Source organism: Cellulomonas timonensis (genome assembly GCF_900046455.1).
In the GTDB taxonomy this organism is placed as follows: Bacteria; Actinomycetota; Actinomycetes; order Actinomycetales; family Cellulomonadaceae; genus Cellulomonas_A; species Cellulomonas_A timonensis.
Window position 1 is genome coordinate 727,182 of sequence record NZ_FCOT01000013.1, and the last position, 22,935, is coordinate 750,116.

The window sequence follows — 22,935 nt, forward strand, 5'->3', positions numbered from 1 at the left end:
TCTGCCGGGCGGTGCGCGCACGAGAGAAGACACTCCGTTGGCTCAGCCACCCAGCCGCCGGCCCCGGCCGGTACGCACCCTCGCCGTGCTCGGCGCGATCATCGTCGCCCTCTTCGGCTCGCTCTTCGCCGGCACGCAGCTGTCAGACGCCACGTGGACGCCCAAGTTGGCGCTCGACCTCGAGGGCGGCACCCAGCTCATCCTGACGGCGGTGACGGAGAACAACGAGCCGATCACCTCGGAGACGATCTCGCAGGCGATCAACGTGATCCGCCAGCGCGTGGACTCCTCTGGCGTCGCCGAGGCCGAGATCACCAGCCAGGGTGGCCGCAACATCGTGGTCTCGCTGCCCGGGACTCCCGACGAGGAGACCATCGCGCTGGTGAGCAAGTCGGCGCAGATGACCTTCCGGCCGGTGCTGGCCATCGGGGCGCCGCAGGCGACGACCACGGACACGGCGACGGACGCTCCGACGGACGGCGCGACGGAGGGCACGGAGCCCACTGACGGCGCCACCGAGGAGGCCGCGCCCTCGGACACGCCGTCCAAGGCCGCGCCGGACAGCCCGAGCGACACGGAGTACTACGTCACGCCCAAGGTCGAGGCGGATTTCGACGCCCTTGACTGCACGAACCCGGAGAACCTCGTCGGCGGCGAGATCGCCGACCCCAACAAGGCGCTGGTGACCTGCGCCGACGACGGCACCGCCAAGTACCTGCTCGGACCCGTGGAGATCAAGGGCTCCGACGTCGCGTCGGCGACCTCCGGCCTGAAGCAGACGCAGAGCGGCGCCACCACCAACGAGTGGGTCGTCGACATCAAGTTCAACTCCGAGGGCACTGACCTCTTCCGCGAGACGACCACGCGTCTGCAGGGCCTGGCGGCCACGCCTCCGCAGAACCAGTTCGCGATGGTGCTCGACGGTCTGGTCATCTCGGCGCCGTCCCTCGACACGGGCGTCATCATCTCCAACGGCGAGGCGCAGATCTCCGGCAGCTTCAACCGGGAGAGCGCCGCGACGCTGGCCAACCAGCTCAACTTCGGCGCGCTGCCGCTGACCTTCGACCTGCAGAGCCAGGAGCAGATCTCCGCGACGCTCGGCACCGAGCAGCTGCAGAAGGGCCTCATCGCGGGCGCTATCGGGCTGCTCCTCGTGGTCATCTACTCGCTGTTCCAGTACCGCGCGCTCGGCCTGGTCACCGTCGCCTCGCTGCTCATCGCCGGCATCGTCACCTACGGCGTGATCTCGGTGCTGTCGTGGACGCAGGGCTACCGCCTGTCGCTGCCCGGCGTCGCGGGCCTGATCGTCGCGATCGGCATCACGGCGGACTCGTTCATCGTGTACTTCGAGCGCATCCGTGACGAGCTGCGCGACGGGCGGAGCCTGGGCCCGGCCGTCGACCGCGGCTGGGACCGCGCCCGGCGCACGATCCTCGCGTCGGACGCCGTGAACTTCCTCGCGGCAGTGGTGCTGTACTTCCTCGCCGTCGGCGGGGTGCGCGGCTTCGCCTTCACGCTTGGCCTCACCACTCTGATCGACCTGCTCGTGGTGTTCTTCTTCACGCACCCGCTGATGACGCTGCTGGCACGCACGCGGTTCTTCGCCTCGGGCCACCGGTTCTCGGGCCTCGACCCGCGCCGCCTCGGGGTGACGGCGGCACGCTATGTCGGGCGCGGCAAGGTTGTCGGGAGCCTGGCCCCCACGGGCAACGGGCACGCGTCCGAGAAGGCGGACTCCCGAGTGGCCGTCGGCGCGGGAGTGGGCGCCGCAGGTGTGGGCGCCGCGACGATGACGATCGCCGAGCGGCGCGCCGCCGAGCGCGCCGCGGCGCAGGATTCCGCCTCCCACGAGGCGCCTGACGACGAGCAGGACGCCAACGGCGTGCACGAGAGTCCAGGCGACACGACATCCCCGGACGTCTCCGGCGAGAACGGGTCTGACACGACCGAGGGGACTGAGCACTGATGGCTGTCGGATTCGCCCAGTGGGGCAACGACCTGTACACCGGTCGCCGCTCGTACGACATCGTCGGACGGCGCCGCGTCTGGTACACGATCTCAGCGGTGATCGTGCTGCTCTCCGCGATCCTGTTGGTCAAGCCCGGCCTGAATCCCGGCATCGAGTTCCGTGGCGGCTCGCAGTTCGTCGTCTCCGGTGTGACGACGGCCGACCAGTCGCTGGCCAGCGACGTCGTGCAGGAGGTCGCCCCGGAAGAGGTGCCCCGCGTGACGACGGTCGGCGGCTCGGCGCTTCGCATCCAGACCATCGCGCTGGACGAGGTGCGGCTCGCCGAGGCGCAGCAGAACCTCGCCGAGGCGTTCGACGTGCCGGTCGAGAACGTCGCCAGCTCGTTCGTCGGCCCGTCATGGGGCAAGGACGTCACGCAGAAGGCCGTGAACGGCCTGCTGGTGTTCCTCCTGCTGGTGACGGTCGTCATGACCGTGTACTTCCGCAACTGGCGGATGGCCGCGGCCGCGCTGATCGCGCTGTTCCACGACCTCATCATCACGGTGGGCATCTACGCCGCCGTCGGCTGGGAGGTGACCCCGGCCACGGTCATCGGATTCCTGACGATCCTGGGGTACTCCATCTACGACACGGTCGTGGTGTTCGACAAGGTGCGCGAGAACACCGCCGACGTGCTCGACCAGACGCGGTACACCTACGCCGAGAAGGCCAACCTGGCGGTCAACCAGACCCTGGTGCGGTCCATCAACACGTCGGTCGTGGCGTTGCTGCCGGTCAGCGCGATCCTGTTCATCGGGGCGTTCCTGCTCGGTGCCGGCACGCTGCGCGACATCGCCCTCGCGCTCTTCATCGGCATGGCCGTCGGCACGTTCTCCTCGATCTTCCTCGCCACGCCGGCCGAGGTGACGCTGCGCCAGCGTGAGCCGAAGATCATCGCGCACACCGCCAAGGTGCTCGCAGCCCGCACGGCGGCGGCTGAGGGGGCGCCCGAGGGCGCGCCCGGCGCGCCCGCTGTCATCCATGTCGGCCAGCTCCGGCCCGGCGCCCACCAGGGCACGGCCGCGCAGCCCAAGCGTCGCAAGTCTGGGAAGAAGTAGCAGCTCCATGTCCTCAGCAGCACTGCGCGGAGACGCGCTGATCCACCGCATCCACGAGCTCATCCGGGATGTGCCCGACTTCCCCTCGCCGGGCGTCGGTTTCAAGGACATCACGCCGCTGCTCGCGGACGCCGAGGCGTTCGCGGGCGTGGTCGCCGAGATCGCGGGGCGGGTCGACGGGCCCGTGGACCTCGTCGCCGGCACCGAGGCGCGGGGGTTCATCCTCGCCGCCCCGGTCGCCACGGCGCTGGGCGCGGGATTCGTGCCGGTGCGCAAGCACGGCAAGCTCCCCGGCCCGACGGCGGCGGAGGAGTACTCGCTCGAGTACGGCACCGCGACCGTGGAGGTGCACCCGTTCACCGTCCCGCGCGGCGCGCGTGTGCTGATCGTCGACGACGTGCTCGCGACCGGTGGCACCGCGGGAGCCACGATCCGGCTGTTCGAGCGCTGCGGCGCCGAGGTGGTGGGCCTGTCGTTCCTGGTGGAGCTCTCGTTCCTCCCCGGGCGCGAGGTGCTGGCCGGCCACCGTGTCGACTCGCTCATTGCGGTGGGCTGACAGGTCGGCGACGTAGACTCTTGCGGATCGGTGGACTCGCGGGAGGGGTGAGATGAGCGACAACGTACGGACGACCCGCTCGGACGTCCCCACGGTCTCGACGGACGGCCAGTCGGGCAGCAGGGTGCGGTCGCGGCTGGCGAGGTTCGGAGCGCGCGGTCCCGCGACGTCCCCGGCGCTGGAGCCATTGCTGCAGGCCATTCGCACGAACCACCCCAAGGCTGATCTCGCGGTGGTCGAGCAGGCCTACGTCGTCGCCGAGCGCGCGCACCGCGGGCAGCTCCGCAAGAGCGGCGACCCGTACATCACGCACCCGGTGGCGGTGGCCACGATCCTCGCCGAGCTCGGCATGACGCCTCCGACGCTCGCTGCGGCGCTGCTGCACGACACCGTGGAGGACACGGACTACTCGCTCGACCAACTCCGGGCCGAGTTCGGCCCCGAGATCGCGATGCTCGTCGACGGCGTGACGAAGCTCGACAAGGTCGCGTACGGCGACGCCGCGCAGGCCGAGACGGTCCGCAAGATGGTCGTGGCGATGTCGCGCGACATCCGCGTGCTCGTCATCAAGTTGGCCGACCGGTTGCACAACGCCCGCACCTGGAAGTTCGTCGCCGCGTCCTCGGCGGAGAAGAAGGCCCGCGAGACCCTGGAGATCTACGCCCCGCTGGCCCACCGGCTGGGCATGAACACGATCAAGTGGGAGCTCGAGGACCTGTCGTTCGCGACGCTGTACCCCAAGGTCTACGACGAGATCGTGCACCTGGTCGCGGAGCGCGCGCCTGCGCGCGAGGAGTACCTGGCAGTGGTGCGCGACCAGGTCGGCGCCGACCTGCGCTCCGCCAAGATCAAGGCCACCGTCACCGGACGGCCGAAGCACTACTACTCGATCTACCAGAAGATGATCGTGCGCGGCCGCGACTTCGCCGACATCTACGACCTCGTCGGCGTCCGGGTCCTGGTGGACTCGGTGCGCGACTGCTACGCGGCGCTCGGCGCCCTCCACGCGCGGTGGAACCCCGTCCCCGGACGGTTCAAGGACTACATCGCGATGCCGAAGTTCAACCTCTACCAGTCGCTGCACACCACGGTCATCGGGCCGGGCGGCAAGCCGGTGGAGATCCAGATCCGCACGCATGACATGCACCGCCGCGCGGAGTACGGCGTCGCGGCGCACTGGAAGTACAAGGAGTCCGCCAAGAACGCGGGCGCCGGCGCCACAGACCCGGCCGGCAACGACATGACGTGGCTGCGGCAGCTCGTGGACTGGCAGAAGGAGACCGCGGATCCCAGCGAGTTCCTCGACTCGCTGCGTTTCGAGATCGCGGGCGCCGAGGTCTATGTCTTCACCCCGAAGGGCGACGTCGTCGCGCTGCCCGCCGGATCCACCCCCGTGGACTTCGCGTACGCGGTGCACACCGAGGTGGGCCACCGGACGATGGGCGCGCGGGTCAACGGCCGGCTCGTCCCGCTCGACTCGGCGCTCGAGAACGGCGACGTGGTCGATGTGCTGACCTCGAAGTCGGAGACCGCGGGCCCGAGTCGTGACTGGCTCGGCTTCGTCAAGAGCCCCCGAGCCCGCAACAAGATCCGCCAGTGGTTCTCCAAGGAGCGCCGCGAGGAGGCCATCGAGCACGGCAAGGACGCGATCGCGAAGGCGATGCGCAAGCAGAACCTGCCGATCCAGCGCCTGCTGTCGCATGAGTCGCTCGTCGCGCTCGCCAACGAGATGCGCTACGCGGACGTCTCGGCGCTGTACGCCGCGATCGGCGAGGGGCAGGTCTCGGCTGCGACGGTGGTGCACCGCCTCGTGCAGTCGATGGGCGGGGAGCCGGGCGCCGAGGAGGACATCGCCGAGACGGCACGGCCCGGGAACACGGCCCGCCGGGTGCGCACCGGGGACCCGGGCGTGGTCGTCCGGGGCGTCGACGACATCTGGGTCAAGCTGGCCAAGTGCTGCACCCCGGTGCCGGGCGACGAGATCATCGGCTTCGTCACCCGTGGCCAGGGCGTGAGCGTGCACCGCACCGACTGCATCAACGTCGAGCAGTTGCGCGCGCAGCCCGAGCGGATCGTCGACGTGGAGTGGACGCAGGGGAGCAGCGCGCTGTTCCTCGTCCAGATCCAGGTCGAGGCACTCGACCGGAGCCGGCTGCTCTCGGACGTGACCCGCGTGCTGTCCGACCACCACGTGAACATCCTCTCCGCGTCGGTGTCGACGTCCCGCGACCGGGTGGCGATGTCACGGTTCGTCTTCGAGATGGCCGAACCGTCACACCTCGCGTCGGTCCTCTCGGCGGTGCGGAAGGTCGAGGGCGTCTTCGACGTCTACCGCATCACCGGCGCCAAGGCGGCAGAGGAGCCAGTCATCCGCGCCTGACCGCGGCTTGCGCCGGCGCGAGCAAGGCAGTCAGAGTCGTGCGGGCCTCCCGGACACCCGCGTGGCCGGAGATCGCCGCCAGTGCGTGGAGCGCCGCCGTCGGGTCGAACCCGACCCGGCAGAGCGTGAGCAGCATGTTGCGGGCGCTGTCGGCGCCGTGCCATCGGGCGATGTCGAGCCCGGTGCGCTGCACGGTGGTCACCCGGAGCCCCGCGAGCTCCACGGTGTCGCCCTCGGCGAGCACGCACTCGTGGGTGATCCGCAGCGGGTGCGGGTCTGGCCGCCGCCGCCGCGGCCCCACGAGCACCTGCACCCTGGCCGGCAGGTCCGCGCCGGTGTGCACCCAGGCTGCGGCGTCCCGCCCGACCGTCGCACGCTCGGGGACCAGCGCGCTGAGCGCGGCGGCACGGTGCGCCGGAGTGGCGGCCGCTCCTGTGGCGAGCGCGAGGTCGCCCCACACGCGCCGGGCATGCCCGTCACGGAGCAGGGCGTCGAACGCCACCGCGCCGACGGTGGCGGGGGAGACCACGTCGTCAGCGGGAGGGGTGGCGGTGCTGGGCATCCACGGCGCTGTCACCGGGCCAGCATGCCGCCACTGCGGCGCGGGATCACCGGCAGGCCGTTGGCCTGTGGACAGCGCGGCCTCGCAGCCGCAGCGGGCATGACGACGCCCGGGGCAGCGATCTGCTGCGCCCGGGCGTCGGTGAGGCCGGTGAGCCGGTCAGCCGCGCGCGTCCTGGGCGGCGCGTTGGACCTGCTCGAGCCAGGCACGGCGCGCGTCGAGGGCGGCCTGAGCCTCCTCGACCTTGCGCTTGTCGCCCTTGGCCTGCGCCTTCGCCAGGTCCTCCTCGAGCGCCGCGATGGCGCTTTCGAGTTGTGCGGCAGCGCCCTCGGCACGCGCGCGCGTCTCCGGGTTGCTCCGGCGCCACACGGCCTGCTCGGCGTCGCGCACGGCCGTCTCGACGGCGCGCATACGCCCCTCGACGCGCTGCACGTCGCCACGCGGAACCTTGCCGGCGGACTCCCAGCGGTCCTGCAACGTGCGCAGGGCGGCCTTCGCGGCGGCGAGGTCGGTCACCGGGACGAGGCGCTCCGCCTCGACGAGGATGGCCTCCTTGACCTCGAGGTTCGCCTGGTACTCGGTGTCGGTCGCGGCAGACTCGGCGTCCCGGGCCGCGAAGAACGCGTCCTGAGCGGCGCGGAAGCGGGCCCACAGCGCGTCGTCGTCGGCCCGGCTCGCGCGGCCAGCCGCCTTCCAGCGGGTCATGAGATCGCGGTAGGCGCCCGCCGTGTGACCCCAGTCGGTGCTGGTCGAGAGCTTCTCGGCCTCCTGGACGAGGGCTTCCTTGGCCTGCTTGGCTCCCGCGTTGCGGGACTCGAGCTCGGCGAAGAAGTGCCGGCGCTCACGGTCGAACGTGGTGCGCGCGTGGCTGAACCGCTTCCACAGGCTCTCCTCCGTCGGCCGATCAATGCGCGGTCCGGAACGCTGCGCGTCCTTCCACTGCTCGAGCAGCAGGCGCAACTGCTCGCCTGCCGGACGCCACTGGATCCGCTCGGGGTCCGTCGAGGCGATCTTCTCGGCCTGCTCCACGATCTGCGTGCGCGCCGCCACGGCGGCCTCGCGAGCCGCGGCGCGCTCGGCCTCGGCAGCGGCGCGGCGCTCGGCCGCCACCGACTTCAGGCCCTCCAGGCGGGCGCGCAGGCCGTCGAGGTCACCCACGGCGGCGGGCTCGGCGAGCTCCTCGGCGAGCCGTGCGAGCGTTTGGTCGATCTCCTTGATCGCCAGGTCGCGCGCCGTGAGCCGGGTCTCGAAGAGCACGACCTTGGCCTGCAGGTCGAGGTACCTGCGCACGTACAGGGCGAGGGCCTCGTCGGCCGTGGCGCCGGGGAACTGCCCGACGAGGCGTTCGCCTGCTGCCTCGACGACGAAGACCGAGCCCTCGTCGTCGACACGGCCGAAGGTCGCGGCGTGCGCGGCCTCGGCGGCGTCCACCGGGGGAGCCACGCGCGTCGGCGCCTCGGCGACGGCGGCGGGCGTCGGCTGGGCAGCCGGGCGAGGCCGGGGGATCGGGCGGGGCGCTGCCTCTTATACCCATCTCCGGCGTCTCGGTGGCGGCGGCCGCGTCGTCAGCGACAGGCGCCTCCTCGGCGGCAGGCGCCGCGCCGTCGGCGGGAGCCTCGTCAGCAGCGGGCGCCTCGTCGGCGGTGGTGGCCTCCGCCTGGCTCGCCTCGACGTCGCTGCCCGCCTCGACCTCGCTGCTCGGCGCGGTGGCGTCGGGTGTCACATCAGCTGTCTCGGCAGGCTGGACCGCGTCGCTGTCGATGGGCGCCGCCGGAGTGGCTTCGCCCTCTGGGACGGTGGACCCGGCGACCTCGTCGCGCTCGCGCTCCTGGGCGGCAAAGTTCTCGGTCACTGGGTCTCCACTCCCTCGATGATGACGTCGAGGGCGGGGGCGACTCCGTCGTCCCCGTTCCCCGCGTCAGCGATTGCCTGCACCACGTCCAGACCGGACGTGATGCGGCCGAACACCGTGTATCCACCAGCCGCGTCGGACTGGATGGTCGAGTCCTCGTAGACGAGGAAGAACTGGCTGCCCATCGACTCGCCATCGCCGCCGACACGGGCCATGGCGATGGTGCCGGCCGGGTAGAAGTCGTCGGCTGGCGCGTTCTCGATGGGGCCCCACGAGTACCCCGGGCCACCGGTGCCGGTGCCCGTCGGGTCGCCGCACTGCAGCACCTTGATCCCGGAGGTCACCAGGCGATGGCAAGCGGTCGAGTCGAAGTAGGAGTCGCGGGCGAGCGTCACGAAGTTCGCGACCGCCTGGGGGGCGTTCACCCCGTCGAGCTCGAGGCCGATGTCGCCCTGGCTGGTGCGCAGGGTCCCGGTCCAGGCGCGGCCCTCCGCCAGTGCGGCGTCGGGGACGAGCGCGTCGCTGGTGGGGGTCGTGGTGTCGGCGGCGGGCGGCGCCTCGTCGGAGTCGCCCAGTGTCACGAGGACAGCGGCCACGCCGACGCCCACGACGAGGACACCGGCGACGACGGCCGCGATGAGGGCGCGCTGGCGCCGACGACGCGCTTCACGCGCCGCCTGCCGCTGCTGCCACTTCTCGTACCGACGACGCTCGTACTCGCGCTTGCTCGGTGCCACGCACACTCCTCGACGACGGGCGGCCTGCTGACGCCGTGGCCAGCGGTCCCGCACTCCTGACCCCGACAGTCTAGGCAACGCAAGGGCCTTGGGCGCCACGCCACGACGGGAAACACCGGGAGCCGTCGCGGCGAGGGCGCCGGCGCGTGGCTGGGTACGGTGGGCGGATGCAGCTCATCACCGTCGTCGCGCCCGTCTTCGGAGCCAACTGCTACGTCCTCGCGGCAGACGACAGGACGTGCGTGATCGTCGACCCGGGGGGTGGCGCGGCCCCCGGGGTGCGGCGTGCCGCGCAGGAGAACGGCCTGGTCCCGGTGGCGGTGCTGGCGACGCATGGGCACGTGGACCACACCTGGGACGCCGCGGAGCTCGTCGAGGAGTACGGGATCCCGCTGCGGCTGCACCGCGCTGACGCCTACCGTCTCGCGGACCCGTTCGGCACGCTGGGCCTGGGGAGCGCGCACGATCCCGGTGGCCCGCTGGCGCAGTCGTTGGCGTCCGTGGGCGTCTCGCCAGCCGACTACCGCGTCCCGGCGAGGGTTGAGCCGTTCGGATCGGAGGCGGGCGCCGACGGCCGGTCCGCCGACGAGGTGCTCGAGTTGGGCGGACTGCGGCTCGTCGCCCGGCACGCCCCTGGCCACACCGAGGGCGCGACGCTGTACCTGCTGGACGTGGAGCCGTCGCCGGTGGCCTTCACCGGTGACGTGCTCTTCGCGGGGACCATCGGGCGCACCGACCTGCCCGGCGGTGACGACCCGGTCATGACCCGGACCCTCCGCGAGGTCGTGCGCGCGCTGCCCGGCGACACGGTGGTGCTGCCGGGCCACGGGCCGGGCACCACGATGGACGACGAGCTGGGGCGCAACCCATACCTGGCAAGATGAGGCCTCATGGCACGCCCCACCCCCTTGTCCGGATTCCCTGAGTGGCTGCCCGACGGCCGCATCGTCGAGCAGCACGTCCTGGACGCGCTGCGCCGCACGTTCGAGCTCCATGGCTTCGCCGGGATCGAGACCCGCGCGGTCGAGCCGCTCGACCAGCTGCTGCGCAAGGGGGAGACCTCCAAGGAGGTCTATGTGCTGCGTCGCCTGCAGGAGGACCCCGCCTCGACTGAGGAGGACCGCGCCGGCCAGCTCGGCCTGCACTTCGATCTGACGGTGCCGTTCGCCCGGTACGTGCTCGAGAACTCGGGCCACCTCGGCTTCCCGTTCCAGCGCTACCAGATCCAGAAAGTGTGGCGCGGCGAGCGGCCCCAGGACGGCAGGTTCCGCGAGTTCACGCAGGCGGACATCGACGTGGTCGGCGCGGGCGCGCTGCCCTACCACTACGAGGTCGAGCTCCCGTTGGTGATGGCCGAGGCGCTCGGCTCGCTACGTGACATCGGCGTCCCGCCCGTCCGGATCCTGGTGAACAACCGCAAGGTCGCCGAGGGGTTCTACCGCGGGCTCGGGCTTGAGGACGTCGAGGGCGTGCTGCGCTCCATCGACAAGCTGGAGAAGATCGGGGCGGACGCCGTGGCCGCGCTGCTGATCGCCGAGACCGGGGCCACAGAGGAGCAGGCGCGCGCATGCCTCGAGCTCGCGGCCATCTCCGGCTCGGACGACTCGGTGAGCACGCGCGTGCGCGATCTGGCGGAGTCGCACGCGGTGGTGTCGGAGCTGCTCGACGAAGGCCTCGAGGAGCTCGGCGCCCTGGTCCGCGCCGCTGCCGAGCGGGCGCCCGGGGTGGTCGTCGCCGATCTGAAGATCGCCCGTGGCCTCGACTATTACACGGGCTCCGTCTACGAGACGGTGCTGGTGGGCCACGAGCAGCTCGGGTCCATCTGCTCGGGTGGGCGGTACGACACGCTCGCGTCGGACGGCGCGAACACCTACCCGGGCGTCGGCCTGTCGATCGGCGTGACCCGGCTGGTCTCCCGGCTGCTGAGCGCCGGACTGGTGCGCGCCACCCGATCGGTGCCCAGTGCGGTGCTGATCGCTGTGACATCGGAGGAGACGCGGCAGGAGTCGGACGCTGTCGCGCGCAGCCTGCGGAGCCGGGGGATCCCCGTCGAGGTGGCGCCCGCCGCGGCTAAGTTCGGCAAGCAGATCCGGCACGCGGACCGCCGTGGCATCCCCTTCGTGTGGTTCCCGGGGGCCGTGGGCGAGGACGGCGTGCGTGGGGCGGACCAGGTGAAGGACATCCGCTCGGGCGAGCAGCAGGATGCCGACGCCGCGACGTGGCAGCCGTCCGCCGAGGACTGGTGGCCCCGGGTGGCGCCCGCGGTGTGACGGGAGGGCCTGGCCTGCGCTGTTGACAGTCTATCGAACAGATGTTCGACTCGTCCCATGCGATGGGACGGGCAGGCGGTCGTGGCGGGGGATGGCGGGGCGCTGCCCGGGCTGGCGCTGTCGGGCCTGCTGCGGAGCGGGCGCACGCCGGACCTCGCCGGGGGGACGTTCCACCAGGTCGCGGCCAAGAGCGCCCCCAACAAGGGGCCCGAGGCGTCGACGATGCCGTTCCGATGGACCGTCAACCCCATGCGCGGGTGCCTCCACGCATGCGCCTACTGCTACGCGCGGCCCACGCACGAGTACCTCGACCTGGACGCGGGGCGCGACTTCGAGACGCAGATCGTCGTGAAGACGAATGTGGTCGAGGTGCTGCGCGCCGAGCTGGCCCGCCCGTCCTGGCGGCGGGAGCACGTGGCACTGGGGACGAACACCGACCCGTACCAGCGCCCTGAGGGGCGCTACGGGTTGATGCCGGGCATCATCGACGCCCTCGCGTCGTCGGGCACGCCGTTCTCGATCACCACGAAGGGGCCGCTGCTGCGCCGCGACCTACCGGCGCTGGTGGCGGCCGCGCAGCAGGTCCCCCTCGGCATCGCGGTGTCGCTCGCGGTGCTCGATCCCGCGCTTCAGCAGTCCGTCGAGCCGGGCACGCCGTTGCCGCGGGCGCGGCTCGACCTGATCCGCGCGGTGCGTGACGCCGGCCTGCCCTGTGGGGTCTTCGTCGCGCCGGTCATGCCGTGGCTCACCGACTCAGAGGAGCACCTCGGCGAGTTGCTCGCCGCGCTGGCCGACGCCGGCGCCACGGGCGCGACGGTGCTCCCCATGCGCCTGCGAGGGTCGGTGAAGCCGTGGTTCCTGCGGTGGCTGGCCCAGGAGAGGCCTGACCTCGTCGCCCGCTACCGACGCCTCTACGGGCGTGGCGCGTACGTGCCCGTCGAGTACCAGAACTGGTTGTGGGCCCGGGTGCGGCCCTTGTTGGCGGCGCACGGGTTCGGTACGGGCGCGGAGCGGCTGGTGGGCGACGCGCGGCTGGCGATGGGGGAGCGGCCGGAGGGGGGCAGCTATCCAGCCGGCAGCATGCCGGAGTTGGCGCCGGGGGCGGGCGGGGGAGCGGCGACGTTCGAGGTGGACCAGCCCGTTCTCTTCTAGCCCGGCGCGCGCCGGGCGGCTTCGTGATCAGACGGGAGGCCGGGGCATCCTGGCTTCTGATAACGGAAGCATGCGCCTCGCGCAGCCCGTCGGGAGCCAGGGCGATCACGCGCTGCGCGCGGCCGGGGACACCAGAGGTTTGGTTCCGTTATCGTCAACGAATGAGCAGTTCAGAGGTGGCGCCCGACGCATTGGGCGACGTGATCCAGGCCTATCTCGCCCGGCTCGACGCTGCGCCGGCGACCGTGCGGCAGCGACGGTGGGCGCTCCGGGATCTAGAGGCGTTCGTCCATGAGCGCTCGCCACGGATCAGGACGGCGAGGCAGGCGCTCGATCCGGCGATCCTGGGGGACTGGTTGGCGGCTCACACCGAGTCCACCGTCTCGGCGCAACGGGCCCGGGCGAGCGCGGCCCGGGCACTCATGGCCTTCACCCGCGTCCATCTCGCGGCCCCGGATCTCACTGACGCGGGGGAGGCGCTCGCCCTGCCGGCCGCGCCCCGAGCGGAGCGTGACGCCGACCGGGGCAGGCGGCTCGTGGCCGCGACCACCTCAGGACGGCCCCGGACCGTACTCCCGCCGGTGTGGGCGCGCTTCGTCGCGCACGTGGGCCTGCTCGCGGCCACCGGCGCGGGGGAGGACGAGCTCGCGGCGCTGCGGGTGTCCGACGCCGCCGGGGCCCGCGTCCTGGACGCGGCGCTGCCCGAGGCCACGCGGCATGCCGTCCAGACGTGGCTCACCGCCCGGACCTGGGTGGTGCAGGGCCTGCAGGGCAGCGACCCCGGCGCGCTGTGGGTGCGCGTGCACGCCGGATCGGACCGACGCACCGGGCACATCGCCCCCGGGGGCCTGGCCATCAGCGCCCGCGGCCTCCGGCTGTCGTTCACGACTGTCCGCGACGCGTTGGCCGCGGAGGGCCATCGCGTCGGCGATGTCCATGTGCGCGATGTCCGAGCCGTCGCCGGCCGTCCGTCAAGGCGCGCGGTGAGCCGCCTCCGCTGGCTCAGTCCCCCGCGAGCCGCGCCGGGAACCCGCCCGTCGCGATCGGCCCCCACCGCTCTACCGTGACGCGGATGATCGACTTGCCCTGCTGCACCATCGCGGCCCGGTATTCGTCCCAGTCGGGGTGCTCGCCGGCGATGCACCGGAAGTACTCGACCAAGGGCTCGACGGAGTCCGGCAGGTCGAGCACCTCAGCCGTGCCATCGAGCTGCACGTACGGCCCGTTGAAGTCGTCCGACAGCACGCACAGCGACACCGCCGGGTTGCGCCGGGCGTTCACCGCCTTGGCGCGGTCCGGGTAGGTCGAGACGACGACGCGGCCGGCGTCGTCCACCCCGCACGTCACGGGCGACATCTGCGGGGCGCCCGAGGCTCGCTGGGTGACCAGCACCGCTTGGTGGCGCACCCGGACGAAGTCGAGCACCTCGTCTCGAGACACGCGGCGGGCTGTGGCGATGGCACGGGGCACGGGGACTCCTCGGGGACGTGGTCAGCGGGCCCCAGTATCGACCACGACCACGCGCGAACTGGCGAGGTCGCACCTACCGTGAGGACATGACGCACGAGGCGGGGGCCGGCGCGGAACGCCCTGTGGGGTGGACGGCGCTCGTCTTCATCGGGCTCGGGCTGTCGATGATCGTGATGGACGTGACGATCGTCAACGTCTCGTTGCCGCAGATCATCAAGGACCTGGACATCAGCTCCATCGACTCGGAGTGGATCCAGTCGATGTACTCGCTGGTCTTCGCCGCGCTGCTGATCACCTTCGGGCGCCTCGGCGACCGCATCGGGCGGCGCACGGTCTTCATCATGGGCGCCGTCGTGTTCGGCGTGGCCAGCTTCCTCGCCACCCAGGTCGACACCGGGGGCCAGCTCATCGCCGTGCGGGCCCTCCAGGGCGTCGGCGGGGCGATGCTGTCGCCCAACTCGCTGTCGCTGCTGAACTCGCTGTACCAGGGCAAGCGCCGCAACGTGGCGTTCGCCATCTACGGGGCGATCCTGGCGGGCATGGCCGGGATCGGCCCGCTGCTCGGCGGCTACCTGACGGAGTACTACTCGTGGCGGCACTCGTTCGGCGTCAACGTGCCGCTCGCCATCGTCGTCATCCTGGGCTGCCTGAGGTTCGTGCCGAACACGCGGGACGAGCAGGCGCTGGGCCGCGACCTCATTGGCATGGCCCTGTCCGCGATCGGGATCGGCGCGCTGGTGTTCGGGCTGATCGAGGGCCGCTCCGACGGCTGGTGGATCGCGATCCGCGACGTCCACCTGTTCGGCGTGACGTTCCCGAAGGGCGGCCTGTCCCCGGTGCCCATCGCGTTCGCCCTCGCGGTGGTGACCCTGGTGGGCCTGTGGTTCTTCGAGGAGGAACGCCGACGGCGCAAGGCGGCGCTGCTCATCGACATGACGCTGTTCAAGATCAGGTCGTTCGGCTTCGGCTCGCTCGTCGCCCTCATCGTCTCCCTTGGCGAGTTCGGCATCCTCTTCGCCCTGCCGCTCTTCGTGCAGAACGCGCTCGGCTACAGCCCTCTCCACTCGGGCGCCCACACCGCGTCGCTCGCGGCCGGCGCGCTGGTCGCCGGCGCGACGGCGGCGCCCATCGCCAACCGCACGAGCCCACGGACCGTCACGCGCATCGGCATGTCGCTCGAGGTGGTCGGCATCGTGTCGCTCGGCCTGGTGGTGTCCGCGCACGTCCCGGCCTGGCACATGGTCGTCTGCCTCGTCGTGTACGGGCTGGGGATCGGCCTCGCGCAGTCCCAGCTCGTCAACATCATCCTGGGCCAGGTGCCCGTGGAGGAGAGCGGGCAGGCGTCCGGCACCGAGGCGACGGCGCGACGCATCGGCACGGCGCTGGGCAGCGCCGTCATCGGCACGATCTTGTTCGTCGGGCTGCAGTCGGACACCGAGCAGAAGGTCGGCGAGGTCGAGGGGGTCACGTCGGAGCAGGCGTCCGAGATCGGCAAGACGGTCGAGAACACCGACGGCGTGGCCATCGACGAGATCGCGCAGCAGCCGGGCGGCGAGCCAGTCGCCGAGGCGTCACGCGAGGCGTTCGCCGAGGCGCTACGGCGCACCTCGTTCGTCGCGGGCGGCCTCGTGGCCATCGGCCTGGCCACCACCGCTGTGCTCCCGTCGGGCAGGCCGGAGGACACGACACGGCGCAAGCCCTCCGGCCCGCGCAAGGCCACGACCCCGTGACGACCCGGGACGGGGACCCGCCGGACCTTGACTAGGATCGGGGGTGCGTGGATCCCACGCGCTTCCCAGCCCGTCCCGGAAGGACTCTTCGTGCTCCGCACCCACACCGCCGGCTCGCTCCGAGCCGAGGACATCGGCTCCACCGTCACCCTCACGGGCTGGGTGGACCGGCGCCGTGATCACGGCGGGGTGGCGTTCATCGACCTGCGGGACGCCTCCGGCATCGCCCAGGTGGTCATCCGTGACGAGGCCGTGGCCCACGGCCTGCGCAACGAGTACGTGCTCCAGGTCACCGGCCAGGTCGGCCGCCGGCCCGCGGGCAACGAGAACGCCAACCTCGCCACCGGTGAGATCGAGGTCGTCGCCGACGAGGTCGTCGTGCTCAACGAGGCCGCGCCGCTCCCGTTCCAGGTGTCCTCCGCCCTCGACGAGACCGTCGGCGAGGAGGCCCGCCTCAAGCACCGCTACCTCGACCTGCGCCGTCCTGCGCCCGCCCACGCGATGCGGCTGCGCTCGAAGGCCAACCAGGCCGCTCGACGCGTGCTCGACGCGCACGAGTTCGTCGAGATCGAGACGCCCACCCTCACCCGGTCCACGCCCGAGGGCGCCCGCGACTTCGTGGTGCCCGCCCGCCTCGCGCCCGGCTCCTGGTATGCGCTGCCGCAGTCGCCGCAGCTCTTCAAGCAGCTGCTCATGGTGGCCGGCATGGAGCGCTACTACCAGATCGCCCGCTGCTACCGCGACGAGGACTTCCGCGCGGACCGCCAGCCGGAGTTCACCCAGCTCGACGTCGAGATGAGCTTCGTCGAGCAGGACGACGTGATCGCCCTCGGCGAGCAGATCCTCGTCGCGCTGTGGGACCTCATCGGGTACAAGATCCCGACCCCGATCCCGCGCATGACCTTCGCCGACGCAATGAACCGCTACGGCTCCGACAAGCCCGACCTGCGGTTCGGCCTCGAGCTCGTCGAGCTGACGGACTACTTCAAGGACACGCCGTTCCGCGTGTTCCAGGCGCCCTACGTGGGCGCCGTCGTCCAGCCGGGAGGCGCCTCGACGCCGCGCCGCGGGTTCGACGCCTGGCAGGAGTGGGCCAAGCAGCGCGGCGCCAAGGGCCTCGCGTACGTCACCATCTCGGAGGACGGCGAGCTGGCCGGCCCCGTCGCGAAGAACCTCTCCGACGCGGAGCGCGCGGGCCTGGTCGAGGCCGTCGGCGCCAAGCCTGGCGACGCGGTGTTCTTCGCGGCCGGGCGCCGCACCGACGCGCAGGCCCTGCTGGGCGCCGCGCGGCTCGAGATCGGCCGTCGCGCCGACCTCATCGACCCCGACGCCTGGGCGTTCGTGTGGATCGTCGACGCGCCGTTGTTCAAGCCGACCGGCGAGGACGACGACGTGGCCGTCGGCGAGGGCGCGTGGACCGCTGTGCACCACGCGTTCACCTCGCCCACCCCCGAGTGGATCGACACCTTCGAGCAGGACCCGGGCGCCGCCCTGGCGTACGCCTACGACATCGTCTGCAACGGCAACGAGATCGGTGGCGGCTCGATCCGTATCCACCGGCGGGACGTGCAGGAGCGCGTGTTCCGGGTCATGGGCATCGGCGAGGAGGAGGCCCAGGAGAAGTTCGGCTTCCTGCTCGACGCCTTCCAGTTCGGCGCCCCGCCGCATGGCGGGATCGCGTTCGGCTGGGACCGCATCGTGGCGCTGCTGACGCGCTCCGAGTCGATCCGCGACGTCATCGCCTTCCCGAAGTCGGGTGGCGGCTACGACCCGCTCACGGGCGCCCCGGCGCCGATCAGCGAGTCGCAGCGCCGCGAGGCGGGCGTCGACGCGAAGCCGAAGCCGGTGGCCGCCGCGGCGGAGTGACCTTCAGCCGTTGAATGACGATGGGGCGGGGATGCGCAGGAGCGCATCCCCGCCCCATCGTCGTTGTGCGCCCGTGCGCCGGTGTGGCCGCCCGAGAGCGGATGGAACGGCCTAGAAGAGGGTGTCGGCGGTCCAGGGGTCGGCCGGGGCGGGCTGCGGCGCCGGGGCGGCGGCGACGGCAGCGGCGGCAAGCGCTGAGTCATGCGGCGCGCGCTCCTCGTCTTCGCGCGACCCGGGCTCCGGCCCGTCGGGCACGTCCACGGCGTCCGCAACTGCCGCCCACGGCTCGCGAGCGGACGAGGCGGCGGGCTCGGCGGGCTCGGCGGGCTCGGCGGCGTCGCACAGCACGCGGCCCGCGTACCCGATGAGCGACGTGAGCTCCAATGCCGCGAGCGCGGACGTCACACGCCCCTGGTCGAGGGGCAGGCTCCCGGCTCCTGGTTCGTCCCAGCCCAGTCCGAGGGCGACGTCGGTGGACATCGTCATGATCTCGACGTTCTGCCAGAACGCCTCCCGGGCCTCCGCGCTGGAGAGCTTGGCCACGACGGCCTTGCCCACCTCGGACGCCACCCGGGCGCCGCCGTTCGTGTCGATGTCCGCGAGCGCCGCCTCGACGCTGCCGAACGCGTTGAGCAGTTTGGTGGCGGTCTTCTCGCCGATGCCGCGTACCCCGGTGAGGTTGTCGGAGGCGTCGCCGCGCATGGCGGCGTACTGGCGGTACTGCCCGGGCTCGATGCCGATCATGGTGGTGAGGCGTTCGGGGGTGAGCACGGGCGAGGCGTCGATGCCGCCGTTGATGACGCGCAGCACGGAGGTGCTGGTGTCGATGAGGCCGAAGGAGTCGCGGTCGGAGGTGACGACGACTGTCGACCAGCCGGCGGCGCGGGCCTGTGCGGCGGCGGACGCGACGACGTCGTCGGCTTCGAGCCCGTCGGGGACGACCACGGTGATCCCGGCGTCGCGGAGCAGGTCGGCGGTCATCTGGAGCTGCTGGACGAGCTCGGGCGCCTTGGGGCCGCGGGTGGCCTTGTAGTGCGGGTGGGCGGCTTTGCGGGCGCTGTGGGTGTGGTCGTCGAAGCCGACGACGAGCGCGTGGGCGCCGATCCGGTCGACGGCGCCGAGTAGCTGGGAGACGAACCCCTTGACGGCCCAGGTGGGCCGCCCGTCGCGGGTGGTGAGCTGGGTGCCGAGCAGGGCGTGGAAGGAGCGGTGGACGAGGGAGTTCCCGTCCACCGCGAGGAGGGTGCGCGTCGCGGTCATGTCTCGGCTCTGTCGGGGGCGGTCAGTGGGTGAGGGAGAGCTTGTCGTAGACGCGGCGCAGGAACTTCGGCGCCCACCAGTTGACGTTGCCGAGGATGGTCATGGTGGCGGGCACGAGCAGCATCCGGACGATCGTCGCGTCGATGATCACCGCGACGGCGAGCGCGAAGCCGACCTCCTTGATGACCAGCAGCTTCCCGGCGACGAAGCCGGCGAAGACGACGACGATGATCGCGGCGGCGGAGGTGATGATGCGGCCGGACCGTTGCAGGCCGAGGCGGACGGCGTCGTCGTTGGACAAGCCGGAGTCGTGGAGCTCCTTGATGCGGGAGAGCAGGAAGACCTCGTAGTCCATGGCCAGGCCGAACGCGAACGCGATGACGAGGGCTACGACGTACGTCTCGATGCCCCCCGTGGACGTGAAGCCGAGGACTCCCTCGAGGTGGCCGTCCTGGAAGGCCCAGACGAGGACTCCGAGGGAGGCGGCGAGGGACAGGGCGTTCGTGAGGAGCGCCTTGATGGGGATGGCCACGGAGCCCGTCATGAGGAACAGCAGCACGAGGGTGGCGAAGACGACGATGCCGATGGCCCAGGGGGCCCGGTCGGCGAGCGCGTCGATGAAGTCGATCTGCCCGGCGGCCTGGCCGGTGACCCACGTGCGGAACGGCGGGTCGAGGTCGCGGATCTCGTGCACGACGTTCTGGGAGGTGCTGTCCCCGGCGTCGCCGGAGTCGGGCCGCACGCCGATGACGACGTAGGAGCCGACCGGGGTGGGCGTGTCGACCGAGGCGACGTCGTCGAGCTGCGCGAGCTCCTGCGCCCAGGCGGTGGCCTCGTCGAGCGAGGTCTCGGCGATGACGGTGACCGCGGGGGAGGTTGCGGCGGGGTAGTCCTCGGTGAGCGTGGTGACGTAGTCGCGCTGGGCGCTGCCCGTGGGCAGGAGCTGGGTCGTGGAGTTGCGGAGCTCGATGTGGGCCAGCGGGGAGGCGAGGGCGCCGAGCAGGACGACGGTGCCGAGCACGACCCACCAGGGGTGGCGCTGGACCCTGGCGGTGAGGCGGGAGAAGAACCCCTCCTCGGACTGCACGTCGGCGGTGTGCACGAGGAGTCGGCGGATGCCGGGGATCTTGGAGAGCAGCCCGGGGCGCACGAGGCGGCGGCCGAACAGCACGAGGAGGGCGGGGACGAGGGTCAGGGCCGTGGCGACGGCGACCAGGACGATCACGACGCCCGCGGCGCCGAACGCGCGCAGGATGTCGGGCCGGAAGGCCAGCAGGCCGGCGATGGAGATGGCCACGGTCAGCGCGGAGAAAGCGACGGTGCGTCCGGCGGTGGCCATGGTGCGGGTCAGCGCGGTGACCACGGCGCCGTCGCCGCGCCGACGCCGTGCGCCCTCCCCGCCGTCCTCGGCGACGAGCGAGTGCAGCTCCTCACGGAAGCGCGAGACGATCAGCAGCCCGTAGTCGATGCAGAGGCCGAGCCCGAGCAGCGTGACGACGTTGACGACGGACGAGTCGAGGTCCATCAGGTAGGAGAAGCCGAGCAGCGTGCCGAGGCCGAACGCGATGGAGGCGATCGCCCCGATCATCGGCATGGACGCGGCGAGGAACCCGCCGAAGACCAGCACCATGATCAGGAGGGCCACTGGGAGCGCGATGGCCTCGCCGGTGGCGAGGTCCTTCTCGACCTGGCTGGTGATGGCCTCGAAGATCAGGCTGGTGCCGCCGACGATGCCGGTGGCGTCCGGAGCCACGGCCTGCAGGGTCTCCGGGACGGTGTCGAGCACCTGCTCCACCGAGTCGAGCGCCTCGGCCTCGGCGTCCTCGCCGAGCTCGGGCTCGAGGCTGACGACGATGAGGAATCCGTCGCCGTCGTCGGCGAGGAGGGGCGCGGCGGCCGGGTTGGCGACGCCGTCGGGCAGGGCGAAGGGGTCGATGACGGAGGCGACGCCGTCGATCTCGACGAGCTCCTGCCGCACGGGGGCCAGCGCGGGGCCGATCTCGGGGTCGGCGGGGTCGACACCGCTGACCAGCAGGCTGAGCGCGATCTCGGGGTCGGCGGGGTCGACACCGCTGACCAGCAGGCTGAGCGACGCGCCGGACCCGTTGGCCTCGGTCAGGATCTGGACGCCCTCGGAGCTCTCCGACCCGGGCACTGTCGGCTCGCCGGTGCTGAGCCGGTCGAACAGGCTCTCGCCGTGCACGCCGAAGATGGCCAGGCCGAACCCGAGGGCGGTTACGACGGCCCACACCAGGACCGTCAGTCGTGGATGGTGGGCTACGCGGCGACCGAGACTTTCGAACACGCGGGTCAGCATCGCAGCATCGAGGCGCTGCGCGCACGTTCGGGCCACTCGGATGCGGGGGTGTCGGCGGACATGCGTAGGCTCGCGCCATGGACCTGTTCGACTCCGTCATCGCGACGGGGCAGGGGATCCCCGCGCCTAGCGCCGGGTCGCCGCTCGCAGTGCGGATGCGCCCGCTCACCCTCGACGAGGTCGCCGGCCAGGGGCACCTCCTTGTTCCGGGCTCCCCGTTGCGCCGGCTCGTGGAGCCCGGCGAGGGCGCCGCGCGCCGCGCCGCGCCCAGCTCTGTGGTGCTGTGGGGCCCGCCCGGCACCGGCAAGACCACCCTCGCCTACCTGATCGCGAACACGTCGGGGCGCAAGTTCGTCGAGCTGTCCGCGGTGACGGCAGGCGTCAAGGACGTGCGCGCCGTCATCGAGGCCGCGCGCCGCCGGCTCGCCGCGGACGGCTCGGAGACCGTGCTGTTCATCGACGAGGTGCACCGCTTCACCAAGGCGCAGCAGGACGCCCTGCTGCCGAGCGTGGAGAACCGGTGGGTGACTCTCGTCGCCGCGACCACCGAGAACCCGAGCTTCTCGGTGAACTCCCCGCTGCTGTCCCGGTCGCTGCTGCTCACATTGCGCCCGCTGGAGGTCGAGCACGTGCGCGCCCTGGTGCGCCGCGCGGTGACGGATGAGCGCGGACTGGGCGGCGCCGTCGAGCTGGAGGCCGACGCCGAGGAGCACCTGCTGCGCCTGGCCGGTGGCGACGCCCGCAAGGCCCTGACCATCTTGGAGGCAGCGGCGGGCGCGGCGCTGTCCCATGCGCCGGCAGCCGGGGCTGCCGAGCCGGCGGCGCGCGGCGACGAGGACGCGGCGACGTCCGACGGCGCCGAGCCGCCTGCCCGCATCGACCTGGCGACGATGGAGCGGGCCATCGACGTCGCCGCCGTCCGGTACGACCGGGACGGCGACCAGCACTACGACGTCATCAGCGCCTTCATCAAGTCGATGCGCGGCTCGGACGTCGACGCGGCACTGCACTACCTCGCCCGGATGATCGCCGCGGGGGAGGACCCGCGCTTCATCGCGCGCCGGATCGTCATCGCCGCGGCGGAGGACGTCGGCATGGCCGACCCCAGCGCCCTGCAGACCGCCGTGGCCGCCGCCCAGGCCGTCGCGCTGATCGGGATGCCGGAGGCGTCGCTCATCCTCGCCGAGGCCGTGGTGCACCTGGCCACCGCGCCCAAGTCCAACGCGTCCTACCTGGCGATCAACGCCGCGTTGGCCGACGTGCGCGCCGGACGTATCGGCTCGGTGCCCGAGCACCTGCGCGACGCCCACTACCCCGGCGCGGGGTCGCTGGGCCACGGACGCGGCTACGTCTACTCCCACGACGAGCCGCATGCGGTGGCCTCGCAGCAGTACCTGCCCGACGAGCTCGTCGGCTCCCGCTACTACCAGCCCTCCGACCGGGGGTTCGAACGCTCCGTCACCGATCGCATGGAGCGGATCCGCGCGATCCTCGACGCCGGGTCCTGACGACCGGCGGCGCGGTGGCCACGCCCGGGATGCCGCCGATTGGGCTGCGCGCCCCCCACCCGGTAAGGTGGGCGGGTCGTCAGGCGCTTGTGCGCCTACGACCACCCTGGGGCCTCAGCCGCCACCACCAGGAACCTCCCCCAGCACGATCCGGGGGATGCCTGGCGTCCATGGTCGGCCCCACCCCGCGACACAGCTCCTGTGCGCGG

17 protein-coding genes are annotated in these 22,935 nt (G+C 72.1%); 11 read left to right on the top strand and 6 right to left on the bottom strand.

What is annotated here, in order from left to right:
- Positions 1 to 85: 85 nt before the first annotated feature.
- Genes secD through BN3788_RS16770 form a run of 4 tightly spaced genes read left to right on the top strand, consistent with a single transcriptional unit; the run spans position 86 to position 6,002 of the window.
- A complete protein-coding gene (secD, locus tag BN3788_RS16755) occupies positions 86 to 1,966 on the top strand; it encodes a protein translocase subunit SecD (RefSeq protein WP_066588615.1) in 1,881 nt (626 codons plus the stop codon).
- The gene (secF, locus tag BN3788_RS16760; RefSeq protein ID WP_066588618.1) at positions 1,966 to 3,066 is read left to right on the top strand and encodes a protein translocase subunit SecF; all 1,101 of its coding nucleotides are present in this window, start codon (positions 1,966 to 1,968) and stop codon (positions 3,064 to 3,066) included. Before secD ends, secF begins: the two co-directional genes overlap by 1 nt.
- Positions 3,067 to 3,073: 7 nt before the next feature.
- Positions 3,074 to 3,622 (top strand): adenine phosphoribosyltransferase, encoded by a 549-nt coding sequence (locus tag BN3788_RS16765; protein ID WP_066588620.1) that lies wholly within the window; start codon positions 3,074 to 3,076, stop codon positions 3,620 to 3,622.
- A 52-nt stretch (positions 3,623 to 3,674) separates the two neighbouring features.
- The gene (locus BN3788_RS16770) at positions 3,675 to 6,002 is read left to right on the top strand and encodes a RelA/SpoT family protein (RefSeq protein WP_066588623.1); all 2,328 of its coding nucleotides are present in this window, start codon (positions 3,675 to 3,677) and stop codon (positions 6,000 to 6,002) included.
- On the opposite strand, the gene BN3788_RS16775 is transcribed toward BN3788_RS16770, so the two are convergent.
- The 3 genes from BN3788_RS16775 to BN3788_RS16785 all read right to left on the bottom strand — a co-directional run bounded on the left by BN3788_RS16775 (position 5,989) and on the right by BN3788_RS16785 (position 9,153).
- A complete protein-coding gene (locus BN3788_RS16775) occupies positions 5,989 to 6,579 on the bottom strand; it encodes a hypothetical protein (RefSeq protein WP_147525162.1) in 591 nt (196 codons plus the stop codon). The genes BN3788_RS16770 and BN3788_RS16775 overlap by 14 nt on opposite strands.
- A 144-nt stretch (positions 6,580 to 6,723) precedes the next feature.
- Positions 6,724 to 8,007: a DUF349 domain-containing protein gene (locus BN3788_RS16780; RefSeq protein WP_234346696.1), complete on the bottom strand. Its 1,284-nt coding sequence runs from the start codon at positions 8,005 to 8,007 to the stop codon at positions 6,724 to 6,726.
- Positions 8,008 to 8,412: 405 nt separating this feature from the next.
- Positions 8,413 to 9,153: a peptidylprolyl isomerase gene (locus tag BN3788_RS16785; RefSeq protein ID WP_066588629.1), complete on the bottom strand. Its 741-nt coding sequence runs from the start codon at positions 9,151 to 9,153 to the stop codon at positions 8,413 to 8,415.
- 167 nt (positions 9,154 to 9,320) lie between these two features.
- On the opposite strand from BN3788_RS16785, the gene BN3788_RS16790 reads away from it, so the two are divergent.
- From BN3788_RS16790 to BN3788_RS16805, 4 genes are all read left to right on the top strand, one after another.
- Positions 9,321 to 10,037 (top strand): MBL fold metallo-hydrolase, encoded by a 717-nt coding sequence (locus tag BN3788_RS16790; RefSeq protein ID WP_066588631.1) that lies wholly within the window; start codon positions 9,321 to 9,323, stop codon positions 10,035 to 10,037.
- Between the two features lie 6 nt (positions 10,038 to 10,043).
- The gene (gene hisS, locus BN3788_RS16795) at positions 10,044 to 11,423 is read left to right on the top strand and encodes a histidine--tRNA ligase (RefSeq protein WP_066588633.1); all 1,380 of its coding nucleotides are present in this window, start codon (positions 10,044 to 10,046) and stop codon (positions 11,421 to 11,423) included.
- A 57-nt stretch (positions 11,424 to 11,480) separates the two neighbouring features.
- Positions 11,481 to 12,575 carry an Rv2578c family radical SAM protein gene (locus tag BN3788_RS16800; RefSeq protein ID WP_066588636.1) on the top strand — a complete coding sequence of 365 codons (1,095 nt, stop codon included), beginning with the start codon at positions 11,481 to 11,483 and terminating at the stop codon, positions 12,573 to 12,575.
- A gap of 161 nt (positions 12,576 to 12,736) precedes the next feature.
- Positions 12,737 to 13,642, top strand: a complete 906-nt coding sequence (locus BN3788_RS16805; RefSeq protein ID WP_147525164.1) for a hypothetical protein — start codon at positions 12,737 to 12,739, stop codon at positions 13,640 to 13,642.
- Here BN3788_RS16805 and BN3788_RS16810 read toward each other — a convergent pair.
- On the bottom strand, positions 13,578 to 14,045 hold the full coding sequence (locus tag BN3788_RS16810; protein WP_066588640.1) for a PPOX class F420-dependent oxidoreductase: 468 nt from the start codon (positions 14,043 to 14,045) through the stop codon (positions 13,578 to 13,580). The two genes, BN3788_RS16805 and BN3788_RS16810, sit on opposite strands and share 65 nt — an antisense overlap.
- Positions 14,046 to 14,131: 86 nt before the next feature.
- On the opposite strand from BN3788_RS16810, the gene BN3788_RS16815 reads away from it, so the two are divergent.
- A complete protein-coding gene (locus BN3788_RS16815; RefSeq protein WP_066588642.1) occupies positions 14,132 to 15,775 on the top strand; it encodes an MFS transporter in 1,644 nt (547 codons plus the stop codon).
- 90 nt (positions 15,776 to 15,865) lie between these two features.
- Positions 15,866 to 17,641: an aspartate--tRNA ligase gene (aspS, locus tag BN3788_RS16820; RefSeq protein ID WP_066588645.1), complete on the top strand. Its 1,776-nt coding sequence runs from the start codon at positions 15,866 to 15,868 to the stop codon at positions 17,639 to 17,641.
- A 111-nt stretch (positions 17,642 to 17,752) separates the two neighbouring features.
- On the opposite strand, the gene BN3788_RS16825 is transcribed toward aspS, so the two are convergent.
- A complete protein-coding gene (locus tag BN3788_RS16825) occupies positions 17,753 to 18,901 on the bottom strand; it encodes a 5'-3' exonuclease (RefSeq protein WP_066588658.1) in 1,149 nt (382 codons plus the stop codon).
- A 22-nt stretch (positions 18,902 to 18,923) separates the two neighbouring features.
- On the bottom strand, positions 18,924 to 21,218 hold the full coding sequence (locus tag BN3788_RS16830) for an MMPL family transporter (RefSeq protein ID WP_066588661.1): 2,295 nt from the start codon (positions 21,216 to 21,218) through the stop codon (positions 18,924 to 18,926).
- 77 nt (positions 21,219 to 21,295) lie between these two features.
- On the opposite strand from BN3788_RS16830, the gene BN3788_RS16835 reads away from it, so the two are divergent.
- Complete coding sequence (locus BN3788_RS16835) at positions 21,296 to 22,726, top strand: replication-associated recombination protein A (RefSeq protein ID WP_066588662.1); 1,431 nt, start codon at positions 21,296 to 21,298, stop codon at positions 22,724 to 22,726.
- Positions 22,727 to 22,935 lie beyond the last annotated feature (209 nt).